This is a genomic window from Streptomyces inusitatus, from assembly GCF_014651115.1.
In the GTDB taxonomy this organism is placed as follows: Bacteria; Actinomycetota; Actinomycetes; order Streptomycetales; family Streptomycetaceae; genus Streptomyces; species Streptomyces amakusaensis.
Genome location: NZ_BMWG01000028.1, coordinates 55,031 through 70,271, shown reverse-complemented (window position 1 = coordinate 70,271; position 15,241 = coordinate 55,031). Strand labels below are relative to the sequence as shown.

Here is a 15,241-nt window from a genome sequence, read left to right as displayed (position 1 = left end):
TCGTGGGAGAATGAAGTACGTGCGTTTTCCCCCGTTCCATCTGCCCGGGGGCCAACTCCGATCGACTGGGATGTTCAGCACGTGCGTTTCCTCAATGATCTGAAGCCGCCGTACGACCTCACGTATGACGACGTGTTCATGGTCCCGCGCCGCTCGGCGGTGGGCTCCCGCCAGGCCGTCGACCTCTCGTCCCCCGACGGCACCGGCACCACCATCCCGCTGGTCGTCGCCAATATGACCGCCATCGCGGGCCGCCGGATGGCCGAGACGCTGGCCCGCCGGGGCGGCCTCGTCGTCATCCCCCAGGACATTCCGATCGAGGTCGTCACCGACGTCGTCTCCTGGGTCAAGACCCGTCATCTGGTCCTCGACACCCCCATCGTGCTCGCCCCCCACCAGACCGTCGCCGACGCGCTCTCCCTGCTCCCCAAGCGGGCGCACGACGCGGGCGTCGTCGTGGACGGCGACCACCGGCCGGTCGGCGTCGTCACCGACGCGGACCTCGCCGGAGTGGACCGCTTCACCCAGCTGACCGAGGTCATGTCCACGGATCTGCTCCTCCTCGACGCGGACATAGACCCCCGCGACGCCTTCCACAAGCTCGACCACGCCAACCGCCGCTACGCCCCCGCCGTCGACGGCGACGGCAGGCTCGTCGGCATCCTCACCCGCCGGGGCGCGCTGCGGGCGACCCTCTACACCCCGGCCGTCGACGCCGCGGGCAAGCTGCGCATCGCCGCCGCCGTCGGCATCAACGGCGATGTCGCGGGCAAGGCCAAGCAGCTCCTCGACGCGGGGGTGGACACCCTCGTGGTGGACACCGCCCACGGCCACCAGGAGTCGATGATCTCCGCGATCAAGGCGGTCCGCGCGCTCGACCCCCAGGTCCCCATCGTCGCGGGCAACATCGTCGCCGCCGAGGGCGTACGCGACCTCATCGAGGCGGGCGCGGACATCATCAAGGTCGGCGTCGGCCCCGGCGCGATGTGCACCACCCGCATGATGACCGGCGTCGGCCGGCCGCAGTTCTCCGCCGTACTGGAGTGCGCCGCCGAGGCGAAGAAGTACGGCAAGCACGTCTGGGCCGACGGCGGTGTCCGCCACCCGCGCGACGTCGCCATGGCGCTGGCCGCCGGAGCCTCCAACGTGATGATCGGCTCCTGGTTCGCCGGCACCTACGAATCGCCCGGCGACCTTCAGCAGACCGCCGACGGACGGCTCTACAAGGAGTCCTTCGGCATGGCCTCCGCGCGCGCCGTCCGCAACCGCACCAGCGAGGAGTCCGCGTACGACCGCGCCCGCAAGGCGCTCTTCGAGGAGGGCATCTCCACCTCCCGGATGTTCCTCGACCCCGACCGCCCGGGTGTGGAGGACCTGATCGACTCGATCATCGCGGGCGTCCGCTCCTCCTGCACCTACGCGGGCGCGGGCTCCCTGGAGGAGTTCGCCGAGCGGGCGATCGTCGGCGTCCAGAGTGCCGCCGGTTACGCCGAGGGCAAGCCGCTGCACGCCAGCTGGAGCTGACCCGCCGCTTGTCCGACGGTCCGGCCCCCGGGAGTCTCCGGGGGCCGGATCCGCCGTTTCCGGCCCCCGGAGACCCTCCCCGGAAAATCTCCCGCGCATGGAAGGAGTGAACCGGGGTAGGCGCGCTGTGCACTGACCACGGAGCAGGGGAGGACTGAGTGTCCACGGCGAGCCAGGTCGCGACCGAACTCACACAGCCGGGAACACGGGGGCCGAGCGCTGAGCTGCACCTTCCGGAGGTGCCGAACCCTGGGGAAGTCGCCCCCAAGGACGCGCGGGAGATCTCACGGATCTTCTTCGTCCGGCTGGCCGAACTGGAAGAGGGCACCCGCGACCACCAGTACGTCCGGAACACGCTCATCGAGCTGAATCTGGCACTGGTGAAATACGCGGCGGGCCGCTTCCGCAACCGGGCCGAGCAGATGGAGGACATCGTCCAGGTCGGCACCATCGGCCTGATCAAGGCGATCGACCGCTTCGAGCTGAGCCGCGAGGTGGAGTTCGCCACCTTCGCCGTCCCGTACATCGTCGGCGAGATCAAACGATTCTTCCGGGACACCAGCTGGGCCGTCCATGTCCCGCGCAGGCTCCAGGAGCTGCGGATCGACCTCGCCAAGGCCACGGACGACCTCTCCCAGCGGCTGGACCGCTCCCCGACCACCGCCGAACTGGCCGAGCACCTCGGGATCGACCAGCAGGAGGTCATCGAGGGCGTCGTCGCCAGCAACGGCTACACGGCCGGCTCGATCGACATGCCCATGGAGGACTCCTCCGACCACACCGCGACCCCGCTCTCCGACCGGCTCGGCGCGCCCGACGCCGATCTGGAGATCGCCGAGAACGTCCAGGCGCTCAAGCCGCTGATCGAGGAGCTGGACGACCGCGACCGCAGGATCCTCCGCATGCGCTTCGGCGAGGAGCTGACCCAGTCGCAGATCGGCGCCGAGCTGGGCGTCTCCCAGATGCATGTCTCCCGGCTGCTGACCCGGATCACCACCCGCCTCCGCGAAGGACTCCTCGTCGCCGAGTGAGCCGGGCGAGCCGGGTGCACGGACGGGTGGGCGGCCACCGGGGCGAAGAAGATCGCCCCGGTGGCCGCCCACCGTTCCGGATCACCCCCGCCGCCATGGTCTACTGCGGTGACGGCCTCGTGCTGTCCCCGCCCCACCGGCCCGGCAGAGAAGTGATCCACCCGCAGTGCTCCTCAATGACCTCGACGAACGCATCGTCCACGCCCTCGCGGAGGACGCCCGCCGCTCCTACGCCGACATCGGCGCGCTGGTGGGGCTCTCGGCCCCGGCGGTGAAACGCCGGGTGGACCGGCTGCGCGAGGTGGGGGCCATCACCGGCTTCACCGTACGGGTCGACCCGGCCGCGCTGGGCTGGGAGACCGAGGGGTACATCGAGCTGTACTGCCGCAGCAACACCTCCCCCGAGGCCATCGAGCGCGGCCTGAAGCGCTACCCGGAGATCGCCTCGGCCTCCACCGTCACCGGGGAGGCGGACGCCATCGTCCAGGTCTTCGCCTCCGACATGCGCCACTTCGAGCGGGTGCTGGAGCGGATCGCCGGCGAGCCCTTCGTCGAGCGCACCAAATCCGTGCTGGTCCTCTCCCCGCTGCTGCGCCGCTACTCCTCGGGCTCACCCGCCTGACCCCGCCAGGCCCCTCCGTACCGCTCAGCGAAACGCGCCGCGCAATGAATCGCCGCACCCGGCTCGAATCGCGCAATGAATCGGCCGTCGGAGCGCAACGCTCGCTCCTTGCCCGCACCCGAGCCCGGAACATACGGTTCTGGAGGTCCTTAAACCCCCGGGCGACGCCCCGGACATCCGGTGCTTCCCGCCCGTACATCGCCCGAGGTCAGCCATGCCGCCGTTGCGCACAGCCCTGCTCCAGAGCTCCGGTCGACCGGGCTCGGTCGCCGAGAATCTGACGGCGCTCGACACCGCCGCCGCCCGTGCCGCGGCGGCCGGCGCGCGCCTGCTGATCACCTCCGAGCTGTTTCTGACCGGGTACGCGATCGGCGACCGGGTGCCGGTGCTGGCCGAGGCCGCCGACGGGCCCGCCGCGGAGGCCGTGGCCGAGATCGCCGTACGCCACGGCCTCGGCATCGCCTACGGATACCCCGAGCGCTCGGGGGAGCGGATCTTCAATTCCGTCCAGCTGATCGGCCCCGGGGGCGACCGGCTCGCGGGCTACCGCAAGACCCATCTCTTCGGCCCCTTCGAGCAGCGCTGGTTCACCCCCGGCGAGGAGCCGGTGGTCCAGGCGGAGCTGGACGGGGTCCGGATCGGGATGCTGATCTGCTACGACGTGGAGTTCCCGGAGAACGTCCGGGCGCACGCCCTCGCGGGCACCGAGCTGCTGGCCGTGCCCACCGCGCAGATGCACCCCTTCCAGTTCGTCGCCGAATCGATGATTCCGGTGCGTGCCTTCGAGAGCCAGCTCTACATCGCCTACGTCAACCGGACGGGCCCCGAGGGCGAGTTCGAGTTCGTCGGACTGAGCTGTCTCGCGGGCCCCGACGGGCTGGCCCGCACTCGCGCCGGACGCGGCGAGGAACTGGTCCTCGGCGAGGTGGACCCGGACTTCCTCCGGGACTCCCGGGAGGCCAACCCCTATCTGGGCGACCGCCGGCCCGGCCTCTACTCCTCGCTGGGCTGACCCCGCCCGCGTACCGCCCCCGCCCCCCGGCCCCCCGCCCCACCCGCTCTGAAGCTTTTCGCTTTTCCCGCGCAAGGAGTCCGTACCCCATGACGTCCACGGTGCCCACCGCCGTCCAGCACACCGACGCGCAGCCGCCGATCACCATGTTCGGTCCGGACTTCCCGTACGCGTACGACGACTTCCTCGCGCACCCCGCCGGGCTCGGCCAGATCCCCGCGACCGAGCACGGCGCCGAGGTCGCGGTGATCGGCGGCGGGCTCTCCGGCCTGATCGCCGCCTACGAGCTGATGAAGATGGGGCTCAAGCCGGTCGTCTACGAGGCGGACCGGATCGGCGGCCGGCTGCGCACGGTCGGCTTCGAGGGGTGCGACCCCTCGCTGAGCGCCGAGATGGGCGCGATGCGCTTCCCGCCGTCCTCCACCGCGCTCCAGCACTACATCGACCTGGTGGGGCTGACCACCACCCCCTTCCCCAATCCGCTGGCCCCCGGCACCCCCTCGACCGTGGTCGACCTCAAGGGCGAGACGCACTACGCCGAGACCATCGACGATCTGCCGCAGGTCTACCGCGATGTGATGGACGCCTGGAACGCCTGTCTGGACGAGGGCGCCGACTTCTCGGACATGAACCGGGCCATGCGCGAGCGCGATGTGCCGAGGATCCGGGAGATCTGGGCGCGGCTGGTGGAGAAGCTGGACAATCAGACCTTCTACGGCTTCCTCTGCGAGTCGCAGGCGTTCAAGTCCTTCCGCCACCGCGAGATCTTCGGCCAGGTCGGCTTCGGCACCGGCGGCTGGGACACCGACTTCCCCAACTCGATCCTGGAGATCCTCCGGGTGGTCTACTCCGAGGCGGACGACCACCACCGGGGCATCGTGGAGGGCAGCCAGCAGCTTCCGCTGCGGCTGTGGGAGCGCGAGCCCGCGAAGATCGTCCACTGGCCGCTCGGCACCTCGCTCGCCTCGCTGCACGGCGGCGAGCCCCGGCCCGCCGTCACCCGGCTGAACCGCACGGCGGGCAACGGGATCACCGTCACGGACTCCTCGGGATCCATCCGCACCTACCGTGCGGCCGTGTTCACCGCGCAGTCCTGGATGCTGCTGTCCAAGATCTCCTGCGACGACTCGCTCTTCCCGATCGACCACTGGACGGCGATCGAGCGCACCCACTACATGGAGTCCTCCAAGCTCTTCATCCCCGTCGACCGGCCGTTCTGGCTGGACAAGGACGAGGAGACCGGGCGGGACGCCATGTCGATGACGCTCACCGACCGGATGACCCGGGGCACCTATCTGCTGGACAACGGCCCGGACGCGCCTGCCGTCATCTGCCTCTCGTACACCTGGTGCGACGACAGCCTGAAGTGGCTGCCGCTCTCGGCGCACGAGCGGATGGAGGTCATGCTGAAGTCGCTCGGCGAGATCTATCCGAAGGTCGACATCCGCCGGCACATCATCGGCGACCCGGTGACCGTCTCCTGGGAGAACGAGCCGTACTTCATGGGCGCGTTCAAGGCGAACCTGCCCGGTCACTACCGCTATCAGCGGCGGCTGTTCACCCACTTCATGCAGGACCGGCTGCCCGAGGACAAGCGGGGCATCTTCCTGGCGGGCGACGACATCTCCTGGACGGCGGGCTGGGCGGAGGGGGCCGTGCAGACCGCGCTGAACGCGGTCTGGGGAGTGATGACCCACTTCGGCGGCGCGAGCGACCCGGCCAACCCCGGTCCCGGTGATCTGTACGAGGAGATCGCGCCGGTCGAGCTGCCGGAGGACTGACCGACCGCCGCCCTCCGCGGCGCGTCGCGGCGCGGCTCAGGACCAGGGGGTGAGCAGACAGCGGCCGACCAGCCCCGCCCCCGAGTCCAGCCGTTCGGTGAACTCCTCGGCGAGGGAGGGCAGCTCCCTGATCCGCCACAGCAGCCGGGCCGCCGACCAGGCCCCCTCACGGGCCCGGTCCAGGCTCCACGCGCCGACCAGATGGGTGAGCGGATCGGCCAGCTCCAGCGCGTCGGGGCCGGGCATCAGATCCTCGCGGACGGACTCCTCCATCAGCCGCAGGATCTCGCCGACCCGGTCGAACTCGGCCTCCAGATCGGCTGGCTCGCACCCCAGCGCCCGGCAGGAGTCGACCACCGCGAGCGCCAGATCGTGCCCGATGTGCGCGTTCACCCCGGCGAGGGCGAACTGCACCGGGCGTACGCCGGGATGGTGCCGGTACTGGAAGAGCGGCCGCCAGCAGGCGGGGGCCCCGGCCCCCGTCTCCGCCGCCGTCACCGCCGCGAGATAGCGCCCCGCGAAGAGCACGTCCAGCGTGGCCGCCGCCCGGCGGTCGGGGAACTCGCCCGCCTCGATGCGGCGACCGATCTCCTCGGTCACCGTCAGATAGACCCGGTTGAAGACCGCCACCCCGTCGGCCGCGTGCCAGCGGGAGCCGAGCGCCCGCAGCCGCGCCACCACATCGGTCACATCGGTCACATCGGCCACGCCCGCCGGGTCCGTCGCGATCACTTCGCTGTACGTCATGGGGGCAGCGTCCCAGCAGCCGGGCCGCTCACGGGGCGAGCGGCCCGGACTTCCCCGGAACGGGGTACGAGGCCCTACCGCTCCGTGCCGCCGCCCTTGGGGCCGTCGGAGGGAGCGTTCCCGGAGTTCCCGGCGTTCCCGGAGTCGTACGCCGAGGTCCCGGCGTCCAGCAGCGGCTTCTGCTCCTTCAGATGCGCCGGGGCGAAGGCCCGCAGCACGTGGTAGCCGGTGATGACCACGATCGTGCCGAGCGCGATCCCGCCGATCTCGAAGTCGTCGGTGACCTTCAGGCTCACCCCGCCGACGCCGATGATGATGCCCGCCGCGGCCGGCACCAGATTCAGCGGATTGCTCAGATCGACCTTGGCGTTGATCCAGATCTGTGCGCCCAGCAGCCCGATCATGCCGTAGAGGATCACGGTGATTCCGCCGAGCACCCCGCCGGGGATCGCGGCGACCACCGCGCCGAACTTTGGACAGAGTCCGAAGAGCAGGGCGAATCCGGCGGCGGCCCAGTAGGCGGCGGTCGAGTAGACCCGGGTGGCCGCCATGACGCCGATGTTCTCGGAGTACGTGGTGTTCGGCGGCCCGCCCACCGCGGTGGAGAGCATCGAGGCCGCGCCGTCGGCGGCGATCGCGGTGCCGAGCTTGTCGTCGAGGGAGTCGCCGGTCATCTCGCCGACGGCCTTGACATGTCCGGCGTTCTCCGCGATCAGGGCGATGACCACGGGGAGCGCGATCAGGATCGCCGACCACTCGAAGCTGGGCCCGTGGAAGGAGGGCAGCCCGATCCAGTCGGCCCTGCCCACCGCCGAGAAGTCCAGCCGCCAGTGGTCGACGGCCTCGCCGCCGCCCACCGGGGAGTTGATCTTGCCGAAGACCCGGTCCAGCACCCAGGAGAGCAGATAGCCGAAGATCAGCCCGAGGAAGATCGCGATACGCGAGAGGAAACCGCGCAGACAGACCACGGCGAGCCCGGTGAAGAGCATCGTCAGCAGCGCGGTCCACTGGTCCTGCGGCCAGTAGGTGCTCGCGGTGACCGGGGCCAGATTGAAGCCGATGAGCATCACGACCGCGCCGGTCACGATAGGCGGCATCGCGGCGTGGATGATCCGCGCGCCGAAGCGCTGCACGGCCAGGCCCGCGAGGAAGAGGGCCGCACCGACCACGAAGACCGCGCCCGTGACGGTCGCGCTGTCGCCGCCGCCCGCCCGGATGGCCGCCGCCACGCCCACGAAGGAGAGCGAGCAGCCCAGATAGCTGGGCACCCGCCCCCGGGTGGCGAGGAGGAAGATCATCGTCGCGACGCCGGACATCATGATCGCGAGGTTGGGGTCCAGCCCCATCAGAACCGGGGCGACGAAGGACGCCCCGAACATGGCCACGACATGCTGAGCGCCCAGGCCCGCCGTCCGTGGCCAGGAGAGCCGTTCGTCGGGGCGTACGACGGCGCCCGGAGCGGGTGTCCGCCCGTCGCCGTGCAGGGTCCAGCGCACGCCGAGGTTCACGGGCCGCTCCTTTGTGTCCTTCGGGGGTGTTCGACGATCGGCGCAATGGTAGTGCGAGTTTCGGCCAGGTTTTTCCCTCCGGGCGGGCGGCGCGGGATTGTCACCCCGCCCACCGGGGGTGCGCCTTCGGCGGGGGAGGGGCGGCCCCGGGCGGTACGGTCCGCCCCCCGGTTCAGGACTTCGGCTTGGTGAGGGTGTGGTCCTGAGGGGCCGCCGGGGTCGTCGGGGCCGACCGGGCCCGCTCGCCACGCGCGGAGCGCAGCACCCCCGCGCCCAGGATGATGCCGAAGGCGAGCGCTGTCACCAGGCCGAAGGAGACGATGAGGCTGGTCGCGTCGGCGACCGCGCCGATGGCGGAGGGGGCGATCAGGCCCGAGGTGTAGGTGATGGTCGCGACGCCCGCGATGGCCTGGGCGGGGCGGGGCCCGCTCCGGGCGGCCGCGGCGAAGGCGAGCGGGACGACCACGGCCACCCCGAGGCCGATGAGGCCGAAGCCGCTCACGGCCAGCGCCGGATGAGGGGCCAGCACCACCAGCAGTCCGCCCGCGGTCGCCAGCACCCCTCCCCATCTGACCGTGCGCACCGCGCCGAACCGGTCCACCACCCGGTCGCCGACCAGCCGTGCCACCGCCATCGTGAGGGCGAAGGCCGTGGTGGAGGCAGCCGCGAGACCGGCGGATGTGCCCAGCTCGTCGCGGAGGTAGACCGCCGACCAGTCCAGGCTCGCGCCCTCCGCGAACACCGCGCAGAAGCCGACCGCTCCGATGATCACCGCGGACCTGGGCGGCAGCGCGAACCTCGGCGGCGCCTCCTCGTCGGGGGTGCTGCGCAGATCCAGCACGCCCTGGCAGGCGATCAGCCCGAGCGCGGTGAGGACCGCCGCCGCCATCGCGTGGTGCAGCCGGGCGTCGGTGCCCAGGTGCGCGGCGAGGGTGCCGCCCGCCGAGCCGATCAGCGCACCCACGCTCCACATGCCGTGCAGGCTGGACATGATCGAGCGGCCGATCCGGTTCTCGGTCTCCACCCCGAGCGCGTTCATCGCCACGTCGGAGAGCCCGGCCGCGGCCCCGTACAGGAAGAGCGCGCCGCAGAGCGTCGCGAGATTCGGCGCGAGGGCGGGCAGCGTCAGCGCCAGGGTCCACAGGGCGAGCAGTCCGCGCAGGGCGTTCCGCGCGCCGAAGCGGTGGCTGACCGTGCCGGCCAGCGGCATCGTCAGCGAAGCGCCGATCGCGGGAAAGGCGAGTGCGAGCCCGAGCTGTCCGGCGCTGACCCCGGCGTGATCCTGGATCCAGGGGATGCGGGTGGCGAAGCTGCCCGTCACCGCGCCGTGCACACAGAAGACCATGGCCACGGCGAACCGCGCCCGTTTCCATCGTTGTTGCCCAGAAACCACTGCGTACGCCATGCCGGCGTCCCTCCCTGTCCGTTGGTTGGCAGTAAACTATCAGGAACCCTGCCTGATAGATAATGGTCAATCCGGGGGAGCCGATCTGAAAGGATTCCCGCATGCCCGCATCCCCGAGCACCGCACGGGCCATCAACGACCGGCTCGCACTCGAACTGCTCCAGAGCGAGGGTCCGTTGACGGCCGGACAGCTGAAGACCCTGACCGGGCTCTCCCGGCCCACCGTCGCCGATCTGGTGGAACGGCTCCAGGCCTCCGGGCTCGTCGGAGTGGTCGGCGAGACGGGCGCGCGCCGTCGCGGCCCCAATGCCCGGGTGTACGGGATAGTCGCGGACCGGGCCCATCTCGCGGCCCTCGACATCCGCACCGAGGGCGTCTCGCTCGTCGTCGCGGACCTCCTCGGCGAGATCCTCGCCGAGGCCGCGCTGCCCGTCGACCGGGACACCGGCCCCGGCCCGGCCGTCGAGCGGACGGTGGCGGTGCTGGAGCGGACCGTGCGGGAGGCGGGCGCGACCAGGCTGCACACCGTCGGCATCGGGGTGCCCGGCCTGATCGACCCGGCCACCGGCGAGCTGCGCGACGCCACGGGCCTGCCCGCCTGGCACCGGCTTCTCGTGGCCGAGCTGCAGAAGCGACTCCCCGCGCGGGTGGTGCTGGAGAACGAGACCAATCTCGCCGCCGTCGCGGAGCAGCGCGCGGGCGCGGCGCGCCACCGCGACACCTTCGTCTGTCTCTGGCTCGGCCACGGCGTCGGCGCGGCGCTCTTCCTCGACGGCAGGCTCCGCCGGGGCGCGTCGGGCGGCGCCGGTGAGATCGGCTTCCTCCCGGTGCCCGGCACCGGCGGGCTGCCGTCCGCCCACGGCTGCGATGGGGGTTTCCACTCCCTGGCGGGGTCGGCGGCGATCTGCGCCCTCGCCGAGGAGTACGGCGTCAAGGCGCCCGACGCGCCGGGCCCGGCGGCGGCCGCGATCGTCGCCGAGGCGGTCGCGGCGGGGGAGGACGCCTTTCTGGACGCGCTCGCCCGGCGGCTGGCCCTGGGGGCGGCGGCGGTGGCCTCCGTGCTCGACCCGGGGTGTGTGGTGCTCGGCGGCGAGGTCGGTCTGGCGGGCGGGGCCGAGCTGGCGGCCAGGGTCGAATCCGCGCTGGCCGAGCTGACCCCGCTGGCCACCCGGGTCAGGGCGGGGGAGCTGGGCGGCGCGGCGGTGCTGCGCGGAGCGCTGCTCACCGCCCGTGACGCGGCGCAGGAGGAGGTCTTCGGCCCGGCTCTCTGAGCGGCCGACGCTGCGGCCGATCCTGCGACCGGCGCCGTGATCGGTGCCGCGGCCGGCGCGGAGGGACGCCCGGCGGCGGCAAGGGCCGGGACTCCGCCGCCGGGCGTCCGTCACCCCGCGCGCGTGCGGAGGTCCGCAGAGCGTAAAAGGACTAGACCAGAGGGGTCAATAGGGGGAAATCAAGCCAAGGGGCGAGGCTGTCGGCCGATGCCTGTGAGTCAGACCACACGCTTCACCCGCATGGTCCACATCGTCCCGTGGCAGACTGGCCCTGTATCAGCAGCAGCGCACTCCGGGGTCGGTGAAATTCCGAACCGGCGGTTATAGTCCGCGACCCGTCCGCATCCAGCGGCCGGTTGACCAGGTGAAATTCCTGGACCGACGGTTAAAGTCCGGATGGGAGGCAGTGCGCGGCGGGCGGCCCTTCATGGCACGCCGGCCGTTATCGGCGGCTGATCGCCCCCGTGGCGATCGGTGCCTCCGACGGCCCGGCGCTGTTGTGTGTCAGGCGTCCCGCTCTCTGTCGTCATCGACAGGCCCCGGAGTCCGTGCCCGAAGAGGCAGGAGGACCCGGTGGCCACCGCAGCCGACACCGCCGCCATGCGCCGAGCCATCGCGCTCGCCGCCCGCGGACTCGGCTTCACCAGCCCCAACCCGGTCGTGGGATGCGTCATCGCCGACGCCTCCGGAGAGATCACCGGCATCGGCTACCACCAGCGCGCGGGCGGACCGCACGCCGAGGTGCACGCCCTCGCCGCGGCGGGCGCGAGCGCCCGGGGCGGCACCGCGTACGTCACCCTCGAACCCTGCGACCACACCGGCCGCACCGGCCCCTGTACGCGAGCGCTCATCGAGGCCGGCGTCGACCGGGTCGTCTACGCGGTGGGCGACCCCACCCCGCAGGCGACCGGGGGAGCCGACACCCTGCGAGCGGCCGGCGTCCGGGTCGAGTCCGGCCTGCTCGCGGCCGAGGCGGCGGCGGGCAACGCGGCCTGGCTCACCTCCGTACGCCTGCGCCGCCCCCATGTCCGGTGGAAGTACGCCGCCACCCTCGACGGCCGGATCGCCGCCCGGGACCGCACCAGCCGCTGGATCACCTCGCCCGAGGCCCGCGCCGATGTGCACCGGCTCCGCGCCGAGGCCGACGCGGTCGTGGTCGGCTCCGGAACCCTCGCCGCGGACGATCCGCACCTCGCCGTGCGCGGTGTCGACGGCGCGCGCCAGCCGCTGCGCGTGGTCCTCGACACCCATGCCGTGATCCGGCCGACGGCCCGCGTCCTGGACGGCGCCGCGCCGACCCTGATCGCCGTCGGCGAGCGCGCCGACACCGGCTCCCTGCCCGGGGTGGACACCGTCCGCCTCCCGCCCGGCGACGGCGGCGGCCTCTCCGTCCAGGCCCTGCTGGACGAGTTGTACGCCCGGGGGGTGCGCGCCGTGCTCCTGGAGGGCGGCCCCACCCTCGCGGGGGCCTTCGTCGCCGCCGGAGCCGTCGACGAGATCGTCGGCTACCTCGCCCCCGTACTCCTCGGGGCGGGCCCCGCCGCCCTCGGCGACGCCGGAATCTCCACCATCGGTGAAGCGTTCCGGCTCAGAACGACGGAAACCGTACGCATCGGCCCGGATCTCCGGATCACCGCCGTACCCGACACCCCCGACACCCCCGGCACCCCTGAAACAGCCGTCCCCGTCATCGCACCCAAGGAGCGCTGAGTGTTCACCGGAATCGTCGAAGAACTGGGTGAGGTCACCGCCGTCGAGGACCTCGGCGACGCGTCCCGCTTCCGTCTGCGCGGCCCCGTGGTCACCGACGGCGCGAAACACGGCGACTCCATCGCCGTCAACGGCGTCTGCCTCACCGTGGTCGAGACCGGCGGCGGGGAGTTCACCGCCGATGTGATGGCCGAGACCCTGAGCCGCTCCAGCCTCGGAGCCCTCACCCCCGGCTCCCGGGTCAATCTGGAGCGGCCCACACCGGTCGGCGGACGCCTCGGCGGGCACATCGTCCAGGGGCACGTCGACGCCACCGGCTCCATCCTCGACCGCACCCCGTCGGAGAACTGGGAGATCGTCAAGATCGCCCTCCCGGCCGCCCTCTCCCGCCATGTCGTCGAGAAGGGCTCCATCACCGTCGACGGGGTCAGCCTCACCGTCGTGGAAGCGGGCTCCGACCACTTCACCGTGAGCCTCATCCCCACCACCCTCGCGCTGACCACCCTCGGCCTCAAGGGCAAGGGCGACCCGGTCAACATCGAGGTCGACATCATCGCCAAGTACGTCGAACGACTGCTCGGACCCCGAATCGAGGGGATCGCGCCATGAGCGCCCTGTCCACCCTGAACTCCGTCGCCTTCACCGCCTTCGGCCAGGACATCAAATGGTCCGACATGATCGGCAACACGATCGGTCTGGCCGCCCTGGCGCTCGGCTGGCGGCGCTCGATCTGGACCTGGCCCGCCCAGCTGCTCTCCGGCGTCGTCCTGGTCGCCGCCTACGCCTCCGCCGAGCTGAGCGGCGGAGTCGGCAAGCAGTTCCTCGTCATCCTCGTCGCGCTCTGGGGCTGGCGGCAGTGGTCCCGGGGCAGCCGGCAGGCCCAGGACGGCTCCATCGCCGTCCGCTTCGCCACCTGGAAGGAGCGCGGGCTGCTCATCGGCGGAGCGGTCCTCGGCACCCTCGCCGTCGGCGGCCTCTTCACCCTCTACCCCTCGCTGTCCTGGAGCCCCTGGGCCGACGCGTACATCTTCGTCGGCACCCTCGTCGCCATGGTCGCCCAGGCCCGCGGCCTGATCGAGTTCTGGTTCGCCTGGCTCCTGGTCGACATCGTCGGCGTACCGCTCGCCTTCAGCAGCGGCCTCGCCTTCTCCGGACTGGTCTACGTCATCTACTTCGCGCTCGTCCTGTGGGGCATGCGCGACTGGTGGCTGCGCTCCCGCACCCCGGTTCTGAAAGGAGCCCCGGCATGACCTCCCTCCCACTGGAATCGACGGCACCCGCCACCCCCCTTCCGCCGCGCCCGGCCCAGGAGCCGGCCCCCACCTGGTACTCGACCGACAACCGCGAGGACTTCGCCCTCGACCCGGTCGAACAGGCCATCCGTGACATCGCCGAGGGCCGTCCCGTCGTGGTCGTGGACGACGAGAGCCGAGAGAACGAGGGCGACCTCGTCATCGCCGCCGAGAAGGCCACCCCCGAGGTCGTCGCCTTCATGATGAGCGAGTGCCGCGGGCTGATCTGCGCCCCCATGGAGAGCGACGAGCTGAACCGGCTCGAACTCCCCCAGATGGTGGAGCGCAACACCGAGTCCATGCAGACGGCCTTCACCGTCTCCGTCGACGCGTCCGCCGCCCACGGCGTCACCACCGGCATCTCCGCCGCCGACCGCGCCACCACCCTCCAGCTGCTGGCCGGCGGCACCGCGTCGGCCGCCGACTTCGTACGCCCCGGCCATGTCTTCCCGCTCCGCGCCAAGCGGGGCGGCGTCCTCGTCCGCAACGGCCACACCGAGGCGGCCGTCGACCTCGCCCGGCTCGCGGGACTGCGCCCCGCCGGGGCCATCGTGGAGATCGCGGGCGAGGACGGCGTCATGCTGCGCCTGCCCGAGCTGGTCCCCTTCGCCCGCAAGCACGGACTGACGATCATCTCCATCGAGGATCTCGTCGCCCACCGGCTCGCCACCGAGCCCACCGTCCAGCGCGAGGCCGCCGTCGACCTGCCGACCTCCTTCGGCCGGTTCACCGCCTACGGCTACCGCTCCACCATCGACGGCGTCGAGCACGTCGCCCTCGTCCACGGCGACATCGGCGACGGCGAGAACCTCCTCGTCCGTGTCCACTCCGAGTGCCTGACCGGCGACATCTTCCACTCGCTGCGCTGCGACTGCGGCCCCCAGCTGCACGCCTCCATGGACCGGATCACCGAGGCCGGCCGCGGCGTCGTGGTCTATCTCCGCGGCCACGAGGGCCGGGGCATCGGGCTGCTGCCCAAGCTCCGCGCGTACGAACTCCAGGAGCGCGGGCGCGACACCCTCGACGCCAACCTGGAACTCGGACTGCCCGCCGACGCCCGCGACTACGCGGCGGGCGCGCAGATCCTCGCCGACCTCGGCGTGCGGAGCGTACGGCTGATGACCAACAACCCCGACAAGATCACCGCCCTGGTGCGGTACGGCCTCACCGTCCACGGCCGGGAGCCGATGCCCGTCCAGGCCGGCGAACACAATCTCCGCTATCTGCGCACCAAGCGCGACCGGATGGGCCACGATCTGCCCGGGCTCGACGCGTCCACCGGGTCCGCCTGCGGAAATCAGTAGAAGACAACCACCGGGAACCACCAGCATCACGAGC

Annotated in this window: 13 protein-coding genes and 1 riboswitch; of the genes, 10 read left to right on the top strand and 3 right to left on the bottom strand. The window is 71.8% G+C overall.

Translation table 11 applies throughout. The features are described 5' to 3' along the window. Positions 1–81 precede the first annotated feature (81 nt). The 5 genes from IE247_RS30240 (at position 82) to IE247_RS30220 (ending at position 5,970) form a co-directional block, all read left to right on the top strand. Positions 82–1,524, top strand: a complete 1,443-nt coding sequence (locus IE247_RS30240) for a GuaB1 family IMP dehydrogenase-related protein (RefSeq protein WP_190126516.1) — start codon at positions 82–84, stop codon at positions 1,522–1,524. A 158-nt stretch (positions 1,525–1,682) separates the two neighbouring features. Continuing rightward, entirely contained in the window at positions 1,683–2,555 is an 873-nt protein-coding gene (locus tag IE247_RS30235) for an RNA polymerase sigma factor SigF (protein WP_190126515.1), read from the top strand. 166 nt (positions 2,556–2,721) lie between these two features. After that, on the top strand, positions 2,722–3,177 hold the full coding sequence (locus IE247_RS30230; RefSeq protein ID WP_190126514.1) for an Lrp/AsnC family transcriptional regulator: 456 nt from the start codon (positions 2,722–2,724) through the stop codon (positions 3,175–3,177). A 214-nt stretch (positions 3,178–3,391) separates the two neighbouring features. Beyond that, a complete protein-coding gene (locus IE247_RS30225) occupies positions 3,392–4,189 on the top strand; it encodes a carbon-nitrogen hydrolase family protein (RefSeq protein WP_190126513.1) in 798 nt (265 codons plus the stop codon). An 89-nt stretch (positions 4,190–4,278) separates the two neighbouring features. Beyond that, complete coding sequence (locus IE247_RS30220; protein WP_190126512.1) at positions 4,279–5,970, top strand: flavin monoamine oxidase family protein; 1,692 nt, start codon at positions 4,279–4,281, stop codon at positions 5,968–5,970. Between the two features lie 36 nt (positions 5,971–6,006). On the opposite strand, the gene IE247_RS30215 is transcribed toward IE247_RS30220, so the two are convergent. The 3 genes from IE247_RS30215 to IE247_RS30205 form a co-directional block, all read right to left on the bottom strand. Continuing rightward, positions 6,007–6,717, bottom strand: coding sequence for a DUF5995 family protein (locus IE247_RS30215; protein ID WP_229869447.1), 711 nt, complete (start codon positions 6,715–6,717; stop codon positions 6,007–6,009). 74 nt (positions 6,718–6,791) lie between these two features. After that, the gene (locus IE247_RS30210; protein WP_190126511.1) at positions 6,792–8,225 is read right to left on the bottom strand and encodes a uracil-xanthine permease family protein; all 1,434 of its coding nucleotides are present in this window, start codon (positions 8,223–8,225) and stop codon (positions 6,792–6,794) included. A 172-nt stretch (positions 8,226–8,397) separates the two neighbouring features. Next, entirely contained in the window at positions 8,398–9,630 is a 1,233-nt protein-coding gene (locus IE247_RS30205; RefSeq protein ID WP_190126510.1) for an MFS transporter, read from the bottom strand. 101 nt (positions 9,631–9,731) lie between these two features. Here IE247_RS30205 and IE247_RS30200 point away from each other — a divergent pair, with 101 nt between their 5' ends. From IE247_RS30200 to IE247_RS30180, 5 genes are all read left to right on the top strand, one after another. Next, positions 9,732–10,901 carry an ROK family transcriptional regulator gene (locus IE247_RS30200; protein ID WP_190126509.1) on the top strand — a complete coding sequence of 390 codons (1,170 nt, stop codon included), beginning with the start codon at positions 9,732–9,734 and terminating at the stop codon, positions 10,899–10,901. Between the two features lie 283 nt (positions 10,902–11,184). Then, positions 11,185–11,315: riboswitch (FMN riboswitch) on the top strand. A 159-nt stretch (positions 11,316–11,474) separates the two neighbouring features. Next, positions 11,475–12,611: a bifunctional diaminohydroxyphosphoribosylaminopyrimidine deaminase/5-amino-6-(5-phosphoribosylamino)uracil reductase RibD gene (gene ribD / locus IE247_RS30195; protein ID WP_190126508.1), complete on the top strand. Its 1,137-nt coding sequence runs from the start codon at positions 11,475–11,477 to the stop codon at positions 12,609–12,611. Beyond that, entirely contained in the window at positions 12,612–13,220 is a 609-nt protein-coding gene (locus IE247_RS30190; RefSeq protein ID WP_190126507.1) for a riboflavin synthase, read from the top strand. After that, a complete protein-coding gene (locus tag IE247_RS30185) occupies positions 13,217–13,861 on the top strand; it encodes a nicotinamide mononucleotide transporter family protein (protein ID WP_190126506.1) in 645 nt (214 codons plus the stop codon). Before IE247_RS30190 ends, IE247_RS30185 begins: the two co-directional genes overlap by 4 nt. Then, positions 13,858–15,207, top strand: coding sequence for a bifunctional 3,4-dihydroxy-2-butanone-4-phosphate synthase/GTP cyclohydrolase II (locus IE247_RS30180; protein ID WP_229869446.1), 1,350 nt, complete (start codon positions 13,858–13,860; stop codon positions 15,205–15,207). Before IE247_RS30185 ends, IE247_RS30180 begins: the two co-directional genes overlap by 4 nt. Positions 15,208–15,241: the final 34 nt, after the last annotated feature.

Bases quoted from the DNA above. Each gene is read 5' to 3' on its own strand.
- IE247_RS30180 (WP_229869446.1), top strand. From the start codon at position 13,858: ATGACCTCCCTCCCACTGGAATCGACGGCACCCGCCACCCCCCTTCCG.
- IE247_RS30225 (WP_190126513.1), top strand. From the start codon at position 3,392: ATGCCGCCGTTGCGCACAGCCCTGCTCCAGAGCTCCGGTCGACCGGGC.
- IE247_RS30185 (WP_190126506.1), top strand. From the start codon at position 13,217: ATGAGCGCCCTGTCCACCCTGAACTCCGTCGCCTTCACCGCCTTCGGC.
- IE247_RS30220 (WP_190126512.1), top strand. From the start codon at position 4,279: ATGACGTCCACGGTGCCCACCGCCGTCCAGCACACCGACGCGCAGCCG.
- IE247_RS30200 (WP_190126509.1), top strand. From the start codon at position 9,732: ATGCCCGCATCCCCGAGCACCGCACGGGCCATCAACGACCGGCTCGCA.
- IE247_RS30215 (WP_229869447.1), bottom strand. From the start codon at position 6,717: ATGACGTACAGCGAAGTGATCGCGACGGACCCGGCGGGCGTGGCCGAT.
- IE247_RS30205 (WP_190126510.1), bottom strand. From the start codon at position 9,630: ATGGCGTACGCAGTGGTTTCTGGGCAACAACGATGGAAACGGGCGCGG.